Origin of the sequence: Glycocaulis alkaliphilus (assembly GCF_004000605.1) — a bacterium.
Lineage (GTDB): Bacteria > Pseudomonadota > Alphaproteobacteria > Caulobacterales > Maricaulaceae > Glycocaulis > Glycocaulis alkaliphilus.
This window is the reverse complement of the sequence record NZ_CP018911.1, coordinates 2,467,572-2,483,833: the sequence shown is the minus strand read 5'-3', so window position 1 is coordinate 2,483,833 and position 16,262 is coordinate 2,467,572. Positions and strand designations below refer to the sequence as shown.

13 protein-coding genes are annotated in these 16,262 nt (G+C 64.5%); 1 reads left to right on the top strand and 12 read right to left on the bottom strand.

From position 1 onward, the window contains the following. Window positions 1–156: 156 nt before the first annotated feature. The gene (locus X907_RS11880; RefSeq protein ID WP_233352339.1) at window positions 157–2,274 is read right to left on the bottom strand and encodes a TonB-dependent receptor domain-containing protein; all 2,118 of its coding nucleotides are present in this window, start codon (window positions 2,272–2,274) and stop codon (window positions 157–159) included. Between the two features lie 201 nt (window positions 2,275–2,475). Between X907_RS11880 and X907_RS11875 the strand changes: the two genes are divergently transcribed. Continuing rightward, complete coding sequence (locus X907_RS11875) at window positions 2,476–3,486, top strand: DUF6607 family protein (RefSeq protein WP_179951436.1); 1,011 nt, start codon at window positions 2,476–2,478, stop codon at window positions 3,484–3,486. Window positions 3,487–4,170: 684 nt separating this feature from the next. Here the strand turns inward: X907_RS11875 and X907_RS11870 are convergent. The 11 genes from X907_RS11870 to X907_RS11820 form a co-directional block, all read right to left on the bottom strand. Further along, a complete protein-coding gene (locus X907_RS11870; RefSeq protein ID WP_127568274.1) occupies window positions 4,171–4,497 on the bottom strand; it encodes a hypothetical protein in 327 nt (108 codons plus the stop codon). Window positions 4,498–4,536: 39 nt separating this feature from the next. After that, window positions 4,537–5,355, bottom strand: a complete 819-nt coding sequence (locus X907_RS11865) for a nucleotide-binding protein (RefSeq protein WP_127568272.1) — start codon at window positions 5,353–5,355, stop codon at window positions 4,537–4,539. Further along, window positions 5,352–6,347 carry a flagellar biosynthesis protein FlhF gene (locus X907_RS11860; protein ID WP_127568270.1) on the bottom strand — a complete coding sequence of 332 codons (996 nt, stop codon included), beginning with the start codon at window positions 6,345–6,347 and terminating at the stop codon, window positions 5,352–5,354. The genes X907_RS11865 and X907_RS11860 overlap by 4 nt, the downstream gene beginning before the upstream one ends. 12 nt (window positions 6,348–6,359) lie before the next feature. Beyond that, on the bottom strand, window positions 6,360–8,468 hold the full coding sequence (flhA, locus tag X907_RS11855) for a flagellar biosynthesis protein FlhA (RefSeq protein WP_127568268.1): 2,109 nt from the start codon (window positions 8,466–8,468) through the stop codon (window positions 6,360–6,362). Between the two features lie 149 nt (window positions 8,469–8,617). Further along, a complete protein-coding gene (gene flbD, locus X907_RS11850; protein WP_127568266.1) occupies window positions 8,618–9,976 on the bottom strand; it encodes a sigma-54-dependent transcriptional regulator FlbD in 1,359 nt (452 codons plus the stop codon). 41 nt (window positions 9,977–10,017) lie between these two features. Continuing rightward, window positions 10,018–10,389: a flagellar motor switch protein FliN gene (gene fliN / locus X907_RS11845; RefSeq protein ID WP_127568264.1), complete on the bottom strand. Its 372-nt coding sequence runs from the start codon at window positions 10,387–10,389 to the stop codon at window positions 10,018–10,020. Then, window positions 10,382–11,065, bottom strand: coding sequence for a FliH/SctL family protein (locus X907_RS11840; RefSeq protein ID WP_127568262.1), 684 nt, complete (start codon window positions 11,063–11,065; stop codon window positions 10,382–10,384). The genes fliN and X907_RS11840 overlap by 8 nt, the downstream gene beginning before the upstream one ends. A gap of 1 nt (window position 11,066) precedes the next feature. Then, the gene (gene fliG, locus X907_RS11835) at window positions 11,067–12,101 is read right to left on the bottom strand and encodes a flagellar motor switch protein FliG (protein ID WP_127568260.1); all 1,035 of its coding nucleotides are present in this window, start codon (window positions 12,099–12,101) and stop codon (window positions 11,067–11,069) included. A 3-nt stretch (window positions 12,102–12,104) separates the two neighbouring features. Next, a complete protein-coding gene (gene fliF, locus X907_RS11830) occupies window positions 12,105–13,730 on the bottom strand; it encodes a flagellar basal-body MS-ring/collar protein FliF (protein ID WP_127568258.1) in 1,626 nt (541 codons plus the stop codon). Window positions 13,731–14,398: 668 nt separating this feature from the next. Beyond that, a complete protein-coding gene (gene sciP / locus X907_RS11825; RefSeq protein WP_127568256.1) occupies window positions 14,399–14,671 on the bottom strand; it encodes a CtrA inhibitor SciP in 273 nt (90 codons plus the stop codon). Window positions 14,672–14,856: 185 nt separating this feature from the next. Further along, window positions 14,857–16,251, bottom strand: a complete 1,395-nt coding sequence (locus X907_RS11820) for a flagellar hook protein FlgE (RefSeq protein ID WP_127568254.1) — start codon at window positions 16,249–16,251, stop codon at window positions 14,857–14,859. Window positions 16,252–16,262 lie beyond the last annotated feature (11 nt).

Here is a 16,262-nt window from a genome sequence, read left to right as displayed (position 1 = left end):
TTCCGCGAATACCCGCCTGCGCGGGCACAGGCAGTCGCGGGCGCGCGTTCGCGCTCTTCGGACGGCGCTTCGCCGTCCGCAAGGCCGACCGGCCGCCGGGCACTTTTGCCCGCAGCGGCGCGCGGATGCGCGGAGCACTAGGAAAAGTCCCCCCTCTTACCACCCTCCGGTCCAGCTGAGATCGATGCGGAAGGTGCGGCCGGCTTCCGAGACGCCCGCAAACACGCGCTCATAATCGGTGTCGAACACGTTCTCGACACCGGCATTGATGCGTACCCGGCGATCCTCAAAGGGCTGCCAGCTGCCGAACACATCCAGCACCGCAAAGCCGTCGCGTTCACTGCCAGCGCTCGTATTGTCAAAATCACCGGCAAAGCTGAGGCGCGCGCCAATATCGGCCCGGTCAAAGCTCCAGACGCCGCGCACATAGCCCTGAACGGGTTGCAGTGAGCCCAGCGGCGCGCCGGTGGTGCGATCCTCGCCATCAACCTCATAGACAGAGCCGGAAAGGGTCAGCGGCCCGTTCTGGTATAGCGCGGCGATCTCGAACCCGGTCAGCTCGGCATTGGCGACATTGCTGGAGAAGGAGGTGCCCGCCGAGCAGGGCGCGAAGAAGGGCGGGGCAAAGCAGGTCGGATCAAGCGCGAAATCCACCGCCAGATTGATGAGGTCATCGGCGCGTGTGCGGAACCAGGCGCCTTTCACCTCCAGCCGGTCAGAGGCCGTGAACAGGCCGGTATGGGTATAGCCGGCCCCGATCTCGAAAGTTTCGCTGGATTCCGGGCGCAGGTCCGGATTGGGGATGAAGTCATTGGTGATGAAGGTCGGCGCGCCAAGGATGGGGTGCGGCATGGAGAAGTGCGTGCCATCGAGGTAAAGCTCGTTGAGCGAGGGCGCGCGGAAGGCCTCTGACCAGCTGGCGAAGATGCGTGCGCTCTCAACCGGCGCCCAGGTGGCCCCGAAGCGCGCCGAGATGGCCTCGTCCTCATTGGCGCCGCCAATATCGCTATCGCTTTCAAACCGGTCCCAGCGCACGCCCGGCAGCAGGATGACGCGGCCGAGGGCGCCAACGGAGAACGCCGTCTCGCCCTGCACATAGGCGCCGTAGAAGGTGGTCGTGCCGTTCGGCACACCGCCGCGCAGGCCCGAAGGCACATCGCTATCGGTGCCGGTCTGCTCATCCTCATACCATTCGCCGCCAAAGGTCAGCGCGACGGGGAGCGTACCCAGCAGAAACTCGGAGCGGTTCTCGGCGCGGATGCCATTCGTGGTCAGATCGCGCGTGATGAAGCGGCCGGTCAGCGGATCACGCTCATCCACCCCGCCTTCGGTGCGGTAGAGCGTCATCTCCAGGCCAATGAGCGACTGGCCTTCAGGCGCATAACGCAGGCCCACACGATACGTGTCGGCGCTGACATCCTTTTCCATCAGCGGATTGCCGCTGGCCACCTCCTGCGCGCCCTGACCGTTATTGGGCTCGCGCGCCTCGTTGCGGAAGGAGAGGATGCCGCCAGACAGGGTAAGGCCGGGGCTGACACGCCATTCGCCATTGGCCAGAAGCGAGATCACCTCGTCATCGGCGGGCAGGTCATTGCCGGAGCCCAGCGCAATATCGCCAGAGGAACGCGCCGACAGGGCGACGAGGCCGGAGACAACATCATTGCGTCCGAACACGGCGGCTGAACCGCGCGTTTCCTCATTGCCGGAGCGGTAGCCGATGGAGGCGCGTGCGCCGCGCGTTTCTCCGGCCTGCAGGAATGTGTCGGCATTGGCGGTTTCAAACGCGATCACGCCGCCCGAAGCGCCCGAACCATAAAGCGAGGAGGCTGCGCCGCGCACCGTCTCCATACGGCCCAGAAGGCCCGGATCGATGAACATCACGCCGTCATGCGCGGAGGAGAAATTCTGCCGCGCGCCATCGACCAGAAGGGCGATATTCTCACGGCCAAATCCGCGCAGAGACAGGGTTTGCCCGGTGCGGCGCGGACCGCCCGCAACCTCAAGGCCCGGCGTGTCGCGAAGCAGGTCGGTGAGGTCGGACGGGCGCTCTGACTCCAGCCAGCCCAGATCAATCACCGACGCCATGCCGGGGTAATCGAAATTGGGCAGGCGGGTGCGCGTGGCGGTGACGATGATCGTCTCGCTTGCCTCGTTCGCCTGCGCGGTGTCGGAATCATTGGCGAACGCGGCAGCGGGCAGCAGGGCCAGAGCGGCGGCGCTGGCCAGCAGGCTCGCGCGGGCGGATGCTGAAAGGGTGTGGATTGGGGAGGACATGATGCAGCTTCCTATTGCGAATAAGTCTCAGTTGCGGCATGTATGTCGAGGCGCATTTCGGAATGCAAGTCAGAATTGTTTGCAAAACTGTAATTGACGGAGTAGGCCATGCACGGGGGACACACATACGGGTCCCTGAGGCAGGCAGAGATCGCTGTAGCCCTTGCAGGGCTGAGCAACGCAACAGATGGAGATGTGACGGTGAAACGCGTGGTAACAGGGCTGACGGGCAGTTTCCTGGCCGTGGCCATTCTGGCGGGACAGGCTGCCGCGATGGGCGGGGCGGTAGCTGAAGGCGTGCAGACGCAACACCAGGCGGGCGTGCCCGCAGAAGCCGACCGTCAGGCCATTCTGGCGATGCAGGGCGAATACACCGTCACCTTCGCCTTCACCGAGTTCCTGCCGATTGCTGATGGCTATGAGCTGCGCCCCTCTACCGAGACGCCGGCGCGCGAAGTGGTGATCGTGATCGCCGACGAGCCGGACTTCATCTCGCTGCAGCACCTCCTGCTGGTGGGCGACCGTGAAGACCCGATGATCATCAAGCACTGGCGTCAGGACTGGCAGTATCAGCCCTCCCGCCTGATGGCCTATCGCGGCTTCAATAGCTGGGAGATGGAAGATGTGAGCGCGGACGATGCGCGGGGCGCATGGTCACAGACCGTCTATCAGGTGGACGACTCCCCGCGCTATGCGGGTCTTGCCCGTTGGGAGCACGGTGTGGGCGCCTCCACCTGGACGCCGGCTGTGTCCTGGCGTCCGCTGCCGCGCCGCGATGCCACCACGCGCGATGACTATGACACCATCGCGGCGGTGAACCGCCACACCATCACTGCCTGGGGCTGGACCCATGAGCAGGACAATTCAAAGCTGGTCTTGCGCGATGGCACCCCCCGCGAGCTGGTGCGCGAACACGGCATCAACACCTATCGCCGCACCGAACTCACCGGCGTGGAGAACGCCCACCGCTACTGGGCCGCTACCGCCGACTATTGGGCCGAGGTGCGCGCCGCGTGGGACGAGATCATGCTGGCTGATGTCTTCACCGCCGAGGACGACGCCGAAGGCACGCTGCTCTATGGCCCGGTCCTGTCTGAAGGCCAGGCCGTGTTCATGGGTGCGCGCGAGACGGAAGAAGCCTTTGCCAATGCGGCCGCGATCATCGAGACGCGGGTGACGGCGAACGGACAACCGGCCGATATCCTCCCCTGAAGGGATTCTCCCTTTAAATCGGACGGTTAGATGCTGCGGCGCGCGTTTGCCCTGACGCGCGCCGCAGATTTTTTGGGGGGTGCTCTTGGCCTGCCGGTGTCTCCCCCCGTTTACGGGGGGAGTGCCCCTGAAAGGGGCGAGGGGGGATTTGTTTCTCCCCCTCCGTCTCGCTCGCGCTGCCGTTCGGTGCTCCGCGCCTCACCCCCCGTAAACGGGGGAGGACATCACCCCTCACCTTTCCCCATCACGGCCTCTTAAAACTTATCCACCCTGCCTCTGGCGGGTGTAGTATGCGTCTGATCGGGCGATGTGAAGGTGCTCGGAGGGAGGCAGCTCAATGACCATGCGTATTGCCATCGGTGTTATTGCCCTCGCGATGTTTTCGGGGGCGTGGGCTCAACGCAACAATCGCATCGCCACAGTCTGGGTGCAATTAGGTGATGAATAGGTATGTCAAAACTTTTCTAGGCGCATTTAGAGTGGCGTGTTTTATCATTATTGCTGCTTACATCGTAATACTGATGTCCCATTTCTGGGTTGGCGATGGGGTGGCATTAAGTGATTTTGCAGTGAGTTTGCTAATTCCCTTTGCAGGGGTGGCGCTGTTCATATTCAGCTTTTTTCTTGAAAAGCTATTGGCTAGGTTCTGAAGCGCGCGGCAACGGCGGCAAGGACATCACCCCCCTACTTCGCCCCATACCGCTTTTTCACCCAGAACAGGGCGGCGATGACGGCGAGATAGAGGAAGGGGCGGGCCATGGCGCTGATCGCGCCTGCATCGAGGCGCGTCATGGCGAGTTCCATGGCGAAATTGACCGGCACGCCGTCGGCGGCCCCCAGCTCCAGCAGATAGCGCGCCACGCAGTCAGCCGCGAAGGCAAAGAGCGCCGCGGCATAGAGCTGGCTCCAGCGGCGCATGACGAGCGCGGCCACGATTGAAACCAGCGTCAACAGGATCAGCGTTGCAGGTGTGAACCCGGCGATCAGCCGGGTGGCGAATTCTTCGATCATGGCTCCCCCCGGTTTTCAAACCGGCCCCCACCGGAAAGCTCAAGCGTAAGCGCTCTCAGCCCCCGCAGCAAGAAGTCCGGCAATGGCCTCGATGTCGCGCATGGCGGGCGTTCCGGGGGCGAGGGTTTTCAGCGCTGTCTGCGCGCGGATGGCTTTGGGCACATTGCTGTCCCGGCGGATGATGCCGGCGAGCGGCGGGCGGAAGCCGAGGAAGCTCTCGCAGGTGCGCGCGAACGAGGCATAGGCCATCTCCGCGCTCGCCTTGTCGGGCGCATTATTGACGATGATGAAGGGGGCCGCGCCCTCATCGCGCAGGCGCAGCAGCTTCACGAACGCATAGGCATCGGTGAGCGAGGTCGGCTCATCGGACATGACCAGCACCACATCATCGGCCGCGGCGGCAAGGCGTATGGTGGCCCGGTCGGCCCCGGCGGCCAGATCAATCAGCGTACGGTCATAGGTCATGGAGGCGGCAGCGATCCCGGCGGCAAGGCGCGCCGCGCCTGCGGTATCAAGCCCCGCCAGCGCGGCCGAGCCGGAACGCCCGGCGATCACATCAAATCCGCCGGTCATGTCCGCTCCGCCCGCCACGCAGGAGACGGCTTCAGCGAGCGAAATCTGGCCGGACATGACGCCGGAGAGATCACCGCGCGGATCAAGGCCCAGCTGCACATCGATATTGGCCATGCCCAGATCACCATCGACCAGCAGCGTGCGCTCCTGGCGGGCGGCAAAGGCGCTGGCGAGCGCGCCTGCCACCACGGTCTTGCCGACCCCGCCCTTGCCGGAGGCTATGGCCAGAAGCGAGCCGGCTTTTCGCGGCTGGTCATCGGCGGTGGTGCTGAAATACTGCTTCATGATGCGGCCTCCTCAGGCCCGTCTTCCGTAGGGTCTTCGAGCAAAGCGCGGGCAAGGCGCAAGGGCGTCGCGGGGGCCAGGCCCGACCCGATAAAGGGCGAGGCGGCGATATGGGCGTAGGAAAGCCCCGCCTCTCCGGCGGCCAGCAGCGCGCCCATGCGCCGTGCAATATCCAGCCTTGTGAAGATCACGCGCGCCGCCCCGATGGAGGTGAAGAGCGCGGCGGCGTCTTCGGCGTCGGCGGGAATCTGGCCTGCTTCCATGACCGCGATGATCTCGGCATCGGCGGTGGCGGCGAGATAGGTGAGGCTTTCCAGCGCGTCCAGCTCGAACGGGTTCACCCCGCCGGTATCGATGAAGACCGGGCGGCCATTGGCGCTGTCCAGCACCAGATCCAGCTCGCGTGCGCCCGGCGCGGCCTCGAAATCGAGCTGCAGCGCCTTGGCATAGGTCTGCATCTGGGCGGCTGCGCCTGCGCGCTGGTCACAAGAGACCAGTAGCGGGGTCACGCCTTGCGAGACGGCGCGCGCAGCAAGGCGCGCCATGACGGAGGATTTGCCAGCCCCCGGCGCGCCGGCAAAGAGGATGGGCCTTGCGGGCATGATCTCGACCGGGTGGACGGCGTAGCGCGCATCCAGCGCGTGGGCGAGGGTGGCGGTCGGCTCTGTGTCTTCCAGGCTGATCGCCGCGTCCATGATGGCTTCGGCAGCGCTGTCGGGCACATCATGCCAGGCGAGCGCGCGGGCGATGCGGGTGATGCCGTCTGCATTATCGCCGCGCCCGCGCGCGCGTTCGGCCTCGCGGCGCTTGGCGGCCAGCTTGGGGGAGTCCTTGGAGGGCTGCACCGCGCCTTCCTCGGCAGCGGCGCGTATGCTCACCCCGCCATCGGCGCGTTCCTGCGTGGCGACGATGATGGCGTCCGGTCCCAGCTCCCGGCGCACCTGTGCCATGGCCTCGCTGATCGATGCGGCAGTGAAGGTGCGAAGGCGCATCAGGGCGTCCTCCTAGACTGCGCCGACGGTTTTCAGCCGCGCGCTGGGGTGGATCTCGTTCTGGCTCATTACCACTGTAGACGGGCGGAAGCGCTCGGTCAGCGAGCGCACATAGGGGCGGATGGCGGGGCTGGTCAGCAGGACCGGCACATCGCCTGATGCGCCTGCCCGGTCGAAGGCATCGCGCACGGCGGTTACAAACTCGCGCAGGCGCGTCGGGGCAAGGGCGAGCTGGCGGCGTTCGCCATCGCCGATCATCGCTTCTGCAAAAGCCTGCTCCCATTGCGGCGAGAGGCTCAGCACGGGAAGCGCGCCATCGGGGCCGCGATTGGCAAAGCACAGCTGGCGGGCCAGGCGCGTGCGCACATGCTCGGTGATGGCATCGAGGTTCTGCGTCGCGCCGGAGGCCTCGGCGATACCCTCGATAATTCCGGCGAGGTCACGGATAGAGACACGCTCGCGCAGCAGATTCTGCAGGACGCGCTGAATGCCTGCGCGAGTGATCTGGCCGGGCGTGATGTCGTCGACCAGCTTCTTGTGCTCCTTGGAGAGGCCGTCCAGCAGCTTTTCAACCTCGGAGTAGGACAGAAGGTCGGCCAGATGCTCGCGCAAGAGCTCGGTCAGATGCGTGACGAGCACGGCAGCGGGATCGACGATTGTATAGCCGCGGAAGGTGGCTTCCTCGCGCGCGCCTTCCTCGATCCAGGTCGCGGGCAGGCCGAAGGCGGGCTCCTTCACATGAGCGCCGGCCATGGAGACCTGCTGGCCGGACGGGTCCATGACGAGGAGATGGCGCATTTTCAGCTGGCCGGCGCCGGCCTCCATCTCCTTGATGCGGATCACATAGTCTTCTGCCGTCAGCTGCATGTTGTCGATAATGCGCACGCTGGGCAGGATGAAGCCGGTATCCTGCGCCAGATTGCGGCGCAGCGCCTTGATCTGGTCGGTCAGGCGGCGGCCTTCCACATCATTGATGAGCGGCAGGAGTGCATAGCCAAGCTCGATCTTCAGCTCGTCAATATGCAGCGAGTCCTCGATAGGCGCTTCCGAAGGCTGCTGCGCGGCGGCGGCTTCGGTCTGGATCGCCGTGGCCTCGCGCTCGGCGGTCTGTATCTTTCGCCGGTTCATGATGAAGGCGGTGCCGCCCGCCGCTGCTGCCAGCACCGCAAACGGGAAAAGCGGCATGCCGGGCAGAAGCCCGATGGAGATCGCCGCCGCCGCCACCATCGCCATGCTGGTCGGGTTGGCAGCAAGCTGGCCGAACACGGCCTTGTCGGCCTCGCCCTCAACGCCCGCCTTGGAGACCAGAAGACCGGCCGCCAGCGAGACGATCAGGGCGGGTATCTGCGAGACCAGGCCATCGCCAATCGTCAGCGTGGAATAGGTCGAGGCCGCATCGCCAAAGGCCATGTTGGACTGCGCGACACCAATGATCATGCCGCCAATGAGGTTGATCGAGGTGATGAGAATGCCGGCCACCGCGTCGCCGCGCACGAATTTCGATGCACCGTCCATGGCGCCGAAGAAGTTGGACTTGTCTTCCAGCTCCTTGCGGCGGGTGCGCGCCTCGTCCTCGCTGATAAGCCCGGCGGAGAGGTCAGCATCAATCGCCATCTGCTTGCCGGGCATGGCGTCCAGCGTGAAGCGGGCGGCGACTTCCGCGATACGGCCTGAACCCTTGGTGATGACGATGAAGTTCACGATCACCAGAATGATGAAAACGATGATGCCGATGACGAAATTGCCCTGCATCACGAAGGCGCCAAACGCCTGGATGATGTCGCCTGCCGCCGCTGTGCCGCCATGACCTTCCGACAGGATGAGGCGCGTGGACGCGACGTTCAGGCCCAGCCGCAGCATGGTCGCGATCAGCAGAATGGCCGGGAAGGCGGTAAATTCCAGCGGCGTGCGGATGAACAGCGCCGTCATCAGGATCAGCACCGAAAAGCAGATCGAGATCGCCAGCGAAATGTCCAGCAGCGCGCGCGGCATGGGCAGGATGAGCATGACGAGGATTGCCAGCACGCCCACCGCCATGGCGACATCACCACGCGCAAAACGCTGGCCGATTTTCTGCCAGTCAAGGCCGGGTGAGGAACCGGGTGCGGGTGTGTCAGCCAAGGGACTTTCTGTCCTTCTTCCATTCTTGTCTCCCCCCGTTTACGGGGGGAGTGGCCCGGAGGGCCGAGGGGGGTAAAAAGAAAAGTTCCCCCCTCCGTCAGCTTCGCTGACACCTCCCCCGCAGGCGGGGGAGGACATCAACCTTCGACTTACGCCGCTCCGGCGCGGCTCTCACCGGGTGCGGGCACCGTGATGCCCTGATCGGTGTAGAGTTTGAGCTTGTTGCGCAGCGTACGGATCGAGATGCCGAGAATGTTCGCGGCATGGGTGCGGTTGCCGAAGCAATGGTCCAGCGTGTCCAGGATCAGGTCCTGTTCAACTTCCGCCACGGTGCGCCCGACCATGTGGTGGGCCGCATCAGCCGCTTCGGCCGCCTGCCGGGCCACCCCGCCGCTGGAATGGAAGGCAGAGCCGTCCGGCGCCCGGATGGCATCCGGTCCGATCTCGGTGCCGGAAGCGAGCAGCACGGCGCGGTGCATGGCGTTTTCCAGCTCGCGCACATTGCCCGTCCAGCTGCGCGTGGTGATCTGCAGCTTGGCTGCTTCGTTGAGCGCGCGGTGCGGCAGGCCATTGGCGGCGGCGTATTTCTTCAGGAAGTGCTCGGCCAGCGCCAGCGCATCCTCCGGGCGTTCACGCAAGGGCGGAATGGCAAGGTTCACCACATTCAGCCGGAACAGCAGGTCTTCGCGGAACACGCCCTCGCGCACGGCCTTTTGCAGGTCGCGGTTGGAGGTGGCGATAACGCGGATATTGACCTTTACCGGGCCGGAGCCGCCCACCCGGTCAATCTCGCGCTCCTGCAGGGCGCGCAGCAGTTTGGCCTGCAGGCGGGCATCCATCTCGGAGATTTCGTCCAGCAGAAGCGTGCCGCCATCGGCCTCTTCAAACTTGCCGACCCGGCGCGCCACGGCGCCGGTAAACGCGCCCTTTTCGTGACCGAAGAGTTCGGATTCCAGCAGGTTTTCCGGGATGGCCGCGCAGTTGACCGAGACGAAGGGTTTGGCTGCGCGCTTTGACTTGCGGTGAAGGAAGCGTGCCATCACCTCCTTGCCGACGCCGCTCTCGCCGGTGATCAGCACCGAGGCATCGGACGCCGCAATCCGGTTGGCCAGTTCGACGACGGCCAGCATGGACTTGTCGCGCGCCACCATGGGGCGCTCATCATCACTGACCGCTTCCAGCACGGCCGCCATCAGTTCGGCATCGGCGGGGAGCGGAATGAATTCCTTGGCCCCGGCGCGGATGGCGGCAGCGGCGGCATCTGGGCGCACATTCACGCCGCAGGCGACGACCGGCACCGTGATGCGCTCGGCCTCGTTGGCGGCAATGAAGGCGCTAATATCAAGACTGACATCGACCATTACCAGATCGGCCCCGCGCCCGGCGCGCAAATAGGCCGTTGCCTGGGCGGGCGTGTCGACCTGGGAGACCTTGGCGCCCCGGTCCATCGCCATTTTGGTGGCGGTTCCTGATTGCCCTGCGAGCGAGCCGACTATGAGTACACGCATGGCTCAGTTTCTCCTTGCAGACTGTGTCGGGGCGGGGTGGGTCATGCGGAATCCCCGTCCTTGATGATCTCGGTCATGGTCACACCCAGCCGGTCGTCGACGACGACGACCTCGCCGCGCGCCACGAGGCGGTTATTGACGTAGATGTCGATGGCCTCACCGACCTTGCGGTCGAGCTCCAGCACCGAACCGGAGGTGAGCTTCAGCAGCGAGCTCACGTCGATATGCGTCTTGCCGAGCACGGCAGAGATATTGACCGGCACGTCATAGACGGGCGCGAGATCCACTGCGGTGCGGATAGATTCATCGACCAGCGACTGGGAGGGCAGGGCGGCGGGGCCGGAATCCTCCGGTCCGGTGTCGCCGCCGCCATTATTGAGATCGGGCAGGTCCAGATCGGTTGTATCAGCCATGGTTGAGCTCCTTGAGCGGCTCGGCTTCGTCTGAGTTTTGTGTGTCGCTTGCGCCATCACGCGGCGCGGCCAGCCAGCGCTCGACCAGTTCGGCTATGCGCGCTTCAATGTCCGATGCGGTGCGCTCGACAGAGCCCGAGCGCCATTCCAGCACGCAGTCGCCGGTAGCCACTTCCTCGTCAGCGCGCACGACGACGGCGCCTTCGAGGCCCCGGTTCTCCGCTTCAGCATAGAGACGCTCGGCGATCGCGTCGGCGAGCGCCGGCGTGACACGGATGGCAATGCGCGGTTCGGCGCGCAGATCGTCCATGATGGAGCGGGCACACTCCAGAACGGTCTCGTCACCATGGGCAGCGAGCGCGGCGCCGGCAATCTGGCGGGCGGCGACGACGGCCAGGCGGGCGGCATCTGCCCGCATGGCCTCGGATTCGGCTTCCATGCGCGCAAGGATGGCCTGTATCCGTCCGGTCAGGGTTTTGAGCGCCTCGGCTGCGGCGCGGGCCGCTTCGGCATTGTCCGCTTTCAGCGCCTGGGCTGCGGCCGCTTCGGCTTTTTCCTGCGCTTCGGACAGAGTGAGCAGGCGTTTGACGCGGTCGCCATCGCGCAGCACCGTGCCGTCGGATGCGAAGACCCGGTCAAAACCGAAAGGTGTGTGGCGCGTGGTCAAAACGGTCATCCTAGTAGATCAGCTCATCATCACCGCCGCCTTCGGCGATGAGTATTTCGCCCTTGGCGGCGAGGTCCTTGGCGCTGTTGACCATGGCCTGCTGGGCCTGATCGACGTCTTTCAGGCGCACAGGCCCCATGGTCTGCATGTCCTCGCGCAGGATTTTCGCGGCGCGCTCTGACATGTTGGAAAAGAACAGATCGCGCAGCGAGTCCGAGGCACCTTTCAGTGCCAGGCCGAGCTGGTCCTTGTTGACCGCGCGCAGCAATGTCTGGATGCCTTGCGGGTCCAGCTTGCCCAGATCCTCAAAGACAAACATGAGCGAGCGGATTTTCTCCGCACTGTCCCGGTTGCGCTCTTCGAGTGCCGCCAGGAAGCGGTTCTCGGTCTGCCGGTCGAAATTGTTGAAGATGTCAGCCATCATTTCATGGCTGTCCTGCTTGGAGGTGCGCGCCAGATTGCTCATGAATTCGTTGCGCAAGGTCATCTCGATCTTGTCGAGGATTTCGCGCTGGACCGGCTCCATGCGCAACATGCGCTGGACAACTTCAAGGGCGAAATCTTCCGGCAGGGCGGAGAGGACGCGGGCGGCGTGCTCGGAATGCACCTTGGACAGGATAACGGCCACGGTCTGCGGGTATTCGTTCTTGAGATAGTTCGCCAGAACCATCTCGTTCACATTGCCCAGCTTGTCCCACATGGTGCGGCCGGCCGGGCCGCGCAGCTCTTCCATGATGGCTTCGACGCGCTCTTCGGGCAGGAAGCTGGCCAGAAGGCGCTGTGTGCGTTCCACCGAGCCTGAGATGGAGCCGGTCGTCGACATGGAGCCGACAAATTCCACGATCAGCTTTTCGACCGCCTGGGAGGACACGTTGCCAAGCGAGGCCATGGCCTGCGAGACGATGCGGATTTCCTCCTCATCCATCATCTCCCAGAGCGCGGCCTGCTCTTCGCCCAGCGCCATCAGGATGACGGCAGCCTTTTCCGGCCCGTCAAGCGCTGACGGGTCGTCGACAAGTTTGCGTTTTACGGCCGGTGCAATCATCGGCTAGCTCTCATGCATCCAGGTGCGCAGGATCGCCATGGACTCGTCAGGGTGCTTCTCGACGAGCGTGGAGACCTTCTTCACAGACGATTTTTTCACCTGGCCATCGATATGGGCGATGTCGATGGTCTCATCCGGATCACCGGAGTCGGGCAAAGCGAACTGGCCGTCACCGGAATGGCCTATGGCGGCCTGGCGCGCCTGAGAGGGCAGGGCGTGCCCGCCGGCAGAGGCCAGTGCCGGGGCCGGACCGCTAATGGCGCCCTTGATGAGCGGGCGGGCGACCATGAACACGATCAGCAGGGCGGTGATGAACAGAACGGCGATCTCGGCAATCCGCATGATGTCGCCGCGGCTGAGCGAGAAGCCTGAGCTGGCGGGTGTTCCGACATCAAGGTCGGGCCGCGAGAAGCGCAGCTGAGCCACTTCGATCACGTCGCCGCGTTCGGCATTAAGCCCGGCCGCGACACCGGCGAGTTGACGGATGCGGGCGATTTCTTCCTCGCTGCGCGGCGTGAAGACGGGCGAGCCGTCCTCGCCGCGCGTCATTACTTCGTCGACGACAACCGACACAGACAGGCGCTCGATGGCACCGGCCTCGATGATGCGCGTGCGGGTGGTGGAGGAGTTCAGGAAGTTCTCCACCCGCGAATTGCGGCCGGTTTCGGCCATGCCTGCGCCGCCCGCGTCCGCGCCCTGCCCGGTGTCGGGGAGGTTTTCGGCCACAGATACCGCGCCGGTATTGCGCCCGGCCGGTTCGCGCGTGAATTCTTCGGTGGACTCGCGCCCCGAACGCACCTGGCCTTCAGGGTCATAGGTCTGGCTGCTTTCGGTGATGCTTTCGCGGCTGAGATCGGCGGTGACCACCACGCGGGCCGCACCGGGGCCGACAATGCCCTCCACCACATCGCGCACACGGTCGCGCAGCTGGGACTCCAGGCTGGAGCGGCGCCCTTCCAGAGCGGCACTGGTTACCGAGCCGTCATCAGAGGGGCTGGCCAGCAGCCGGCCCCGGTCATCGGCAATGGTGATGCGGCTGGCGCTCAAGCCGGGAACGGCCGTCGCCACAAGGTCGCGCACGGTGGCGATCTGCTCAGGCGTGATCTGGCCGCGCAGATTGAGGATGACCGAGGCGGACGGCTCCTGCACCTGCTGGGAAAACAGCCGGCGTTCGGGCAGAACCAGATGCACGCGCGCGCCGCTGACCACACCAATCGTGTTGATGGTACGGGCCAGCTCGCCTTCCAGCGCGCGCTTGGCGTTGATGTTCTGGACAAAGCTGGTGGTGCCCAGCGCATCTGTTTCGTCAAAAATTTCGTAGCCGACAGAGCCAAAGCCCAGCGCGCCGCCCTGCGCCACGCGCAGGCGGGCCTCGTCCACGCGCTGGCGGTCGACGAACACGGCTGTGCCGCCTTCGCGCAGCGAATAGGGGATGTTGGCCTGGCCGAGGCGTTCGCTGACGGCGGCCGTGTCCTGCGGCTGCAGGCCGGAATAGAGCAGCGCCTCGCGTGAGCCATTCATGCTCATCGTGAAGATGACCAGCGCTGCGGCCACCCCGATGGTCAGGCCGAGTATGGCCGTCAGGCGGCCAACGCCAAACTTTGCGAGTTGTTCAAATAGCGCGTTCACGGGTGAAAAAGCCCTGCCCCTCTGGCCAGCGCGGCGATTTGCCGGACTGGTAGGCAAGTTTTTCCCACTGCCCGCGTAAACGAGTGTTTAACGAGAGTTACCAAATCCCAGCCCATGCCTGTGGAAAAGCACCGCTATTGCCAGCGGGATGTTCTCAAGGGGGGCGGGGCGCCTTCCAGTCGTCATTCCAGAAGCCCGAAGGGCTATCTGGAACCTAGCAGGCGCGCAGCGCCGCAAGCGCGAACGCGCGCCCGCGACTGCCTGTGCCGCTCAGGCCGGGAATATGTTGCGGAGCTAGTAAAAGCTGGGTTCCGGCTCTCCGCTTCGCTGCGGCCGGAATGACGAGGAAATATTGCGGAACCCGCAGTACAGCCGGGGTCTCCCGCACTGACGGGAGACCGATCTTTTCTTCTGTCCTCCCCCACATCCGTGGGGTCGGTTCCGGCCACGAGGCCGGGCGGGCAGTCGCCCTTTTCGGCGGCCTATGGCCGCCGCAAGCGCGAACGGGCGTGGTCTTTGGCTCCGCAGCCCATCCGGGCTGCGATGTCCCGCGCACGAGCGCGGACGGCCCTTGGCCTTGCAGGCCGCACAGCGGCCTGAAAAGCGCGAACGCGCGCCCGCGACTTTTCGCGGAACCGACCCCACGGATGTGGGGGAGGATAAGGTATCTAGTGCCGGTAGTCCTGGATGCGGGTCGTGCGCAGGCCGGCAAGGCCATGACGCTCGATCGCGCGCTGCCAGCCGAGGAATTCCTCCACGGTCAGGCGATAACGCTCGCAGGCTTCATCCAGGCTGATCAGTCCGCCGCGCACGGCTGCGACGACTTCCGCCTTGCGGCGGATCACCCAGCGCTTGGTGTTGGCCGACGGCAGGTCGGCCACGGTGAGCGGGCTGCCATCGGGCCCGATCACATAGTTTTCTTTCTTGATACGACGTTCCATCCAACCCGGTCCTTCCACCACGAAGGCGCTCTTAATGGCGCTCTTGATGGGACCGTTATACGTGAGACGTTTTAACGACGGCCTAAACGCATTGGTAAATCTTCTATAAATCAGCGGTTTAGAAATGATTCACCCCGGTGGATGCCACCGGGGTGATATTCAGTCTGCGGAAGTGGTCTTAAATCTTACCGCTTCATCTGGATCGCTTCGGCCATCATCTCGTCAGCGGTCGTGATGATGCGTGACGATGCTGAATAGGCACGCTGGGTGATGATGAGATTGGAGAACTCGGTCGCGATATCGACATTGGAGTTTTCCAGCGCCTTGGGGGCGATCTGGCCGGAGGCGCCGGCGCCGGGAATGTTCAGCGTGAACGCGCCTGATTCCGGCGTGACGTAGAAGGCCGAGCCGCCAGCCGTTGCCAGCCCGTTCGGGTTGGCCACCGTGGCCACCGGGATCTGGTAGATCTTGCGCACGACGCCGTTGGTGAAGCGGGCCGAGACAAAGCCTTGCGTGTCCACATCCACGCTCGCAAACGCGCCGAAAATGGCCCCGTTGACACGCGTGGAGTTCAGCGTCGACGGGCTGTCATACTGGGTGATGCCGCCCGGCGTGCCGGCTGCGCCCAGATCGAGCTCGATCGTCTGCCCGCCGATGCCCGTACCGGCCGACCACTGGAAGTCGTTGGCGCCCAGCGCTCCTAGATTGTCCGACCCCAGGAAGTTCAGCGTGGAGGGCAGGGTGGTGTTGGCGACGTCGATCTGGCCGTCCGTGTTGAAGGCGAGAATGCCGGTCGCGATCTGGCCGGAATTGAGGCCAGCGCCGGTGGTGATGTCGGTTGCCGGGTCAATGTGAAGCTCGGCGTGCCACTGATTGGCATTGGCAGATTTGAGAAGCGACAGCGTCACCGAGCGCACACCGCCCTGGCTGTCATAGATCTGGATGGTGCGCTGGAAGTCCGCCGTGACCGCGCCGGACGCCATGTTCAGCGTCGGGTCGGTGGCATCATAGGTGGCAGCAGCCGGAGACACTTCCTGGCTGGCCTGCAGGTTGGCGTTGATGCGCACCGATGAGGTTGCTTCTGCCGCGCCGCCGATATTGGACAGGTTGATGGCTTCAAGCTGGTCCAGATTGGACGGGTTGGCGTTGACCGTGCCGTCGGCCTGTACCGGCCAGCCATAGAGATACATGCCTGCCGCATTGCGCAGGAAGCCGGCAGAATCCGTCTCGAAATTGCCCGAGCGCGTGAACAGGACCGGATCAAAGCCGGTGGCGTTCTGGGAGTTGGGGCGCACCACGAAGAAGCCATTGCCGTCAATGGCCAGCGAGGTGGAGGAGCTGGCGGGGTTCAAGAGCCCGCTGGTGGACACATCCAGCTTGGACAGGGTGGAGGTGCCCCCCGCCGCATAGCGCACATCACCTGCGCCGGACGTCAGCGAGTAGTTCGGGAAGAAATTCGTGTTCACGCGCTTGTAGCCGACCGTGTTCACGTTGGCGATATTGTCTGAAATCCCCGCCAGTGCAGAGGAGTTGGAGATCAGGCCGGATGCGCCGGCCGCCAGGGCTGAATTGAGGCTCATAGTCTTGCTCC

What these genes read in the sequence shown, in the direction of transcription:
- X907_RS11820 (WP_127568254.1), bottom strand. Translation starts at nt 16,251, where the DNA reads ATGAGCCTCAATTCAGCCCTGGCGGCCGGCGCATCCGGCCTGATCTCC.
- X907_RS11840 (WP_127568262.1), bottom strand. Translation starts at nt 11,065, where the DNA reads ATGACCGTTTTGACCACGCGCCACACACCTTTCGGTTTTGACCGGGTC.
- X907_RS11870 (WP_127568274.1), bottom strand. Translation starts at nt 4,497, where the DNA reads ATGATCGAAGAATTCGCCACCCGGCTGATCGCCGGGTTCACACCTGCA.
- fliG (WP_127568260.1), bottom strand. Translation starts at nt 12,101, where the DNA reads ATGATTGCACCGGCCGTAAAACGCAAACTTGTCGACGACCCGTCAGCG.
- fliN (WP_127568264.1), bottom strand. Translation starts at nt 10,389, where the DNA reads ATGGCTGATACAACCGATCTGGACCTGCCCGATCTCAATAATGGCGGC.
- X907_RS11860 (WP_127568270.1), bottom strand. Translation starts at nt 6,347, where the DNA reads ATGCGCCTTCGCACCTTCACTGCCGCATCGATCAGCGAGGCCATGGCA.
- sciP (WP_127568256.1), bottom strand. Translation starts at nt 14,671, where the DNA reads ATGGAACGTCGTATCAAGAAAGAAAACTATGTGATCGGGCCCGATGGC.
- X907_RS11865 (WP_127568272.1), bottom strand. Translation starts at nt 5,355, where the DNA reads ATGAAGCAGTATTTCAGCACCACCGCCGATGACCAGCCGCGAAAAGCC.
- X907_RS11880 (WP_233352339.1), bottom strand. Translation starts at nt 2,274, where the DNA reads ATGTCCTCCCCAATCCACACCCTTTCAGCATCCGCCCGCGCGAGCCTG.
- flbD (WP_127568266.1), bottom strand. Translation starts at nt 9,976, where the DNA reads ATGCGTGTACTCATAGTCGGCTCGCTCGCAGGGCAATCAGGAACCGCC.